The sequence below is a fragment of the Mesorhizobium sp. M8A.F.Ca.ET.207.01.1.1 genome (assembly GCF_004794715.1).
In the GTDB taxonomy this organism is placed as follows: Bacteria; Pseudomonadota; Alphaproteobacteria; order Rhizobiales; family Rhizobiaceae; genus Mesorhizobium.
Window position 1 is genome coordinate 1 of record NZ_SRUS01000286.1, and the last position, 344, is coordinate 344.

General features: G+C 69.5%; 1 protein-coding gene. It reads right to left on the reverse strand.

Going from position 1 to position 344, the window contains the following annotated elements; all coding sequences use genetic code 11:
* The coding region (locus tag EN850_RS34570) for a YbaK/EbsC family protein (protein WP_281407309.1) at positions 1 to 315 on the reverse strand (315 nt) is incomplete at its 3' end.
* Positions 316 to 344 lie beyond the last annotated feature (29 nt).

A 344-nucleotide genomic window follows, 5' to 3' on the forward strand; every position in this document is an offset into this window, starting at 1 on the left:
GTCGGACATCGCCGCCACTTCGCGATCGGCGACCACACGGATGGCCTTGGCCGGGGCGACCGGGCCGAGGAAGCCCGGCACGCTGCCCAGGTACTCGGCGATCTCCGCTTCGCTGGCGAACCGCTGCTCGTCCAGGCCGGCGACCTTGGCCAGCTTGATCTCGTTGACTTCGTGGTCGCCACGCACCAGCACCAGCACGAACTGCTGGGCCTCGCCTTCGCCGGCGATCAGCGCCACCGACTTCACCGTGCGCTGCAGGTCGATGCCGAGCAGGGCGGCGACGTCCTCGCAGGTCTTCTGGGTGGGGGTATCCACCTTGCGCATCGCTTCTGTGGCGGCGGCTC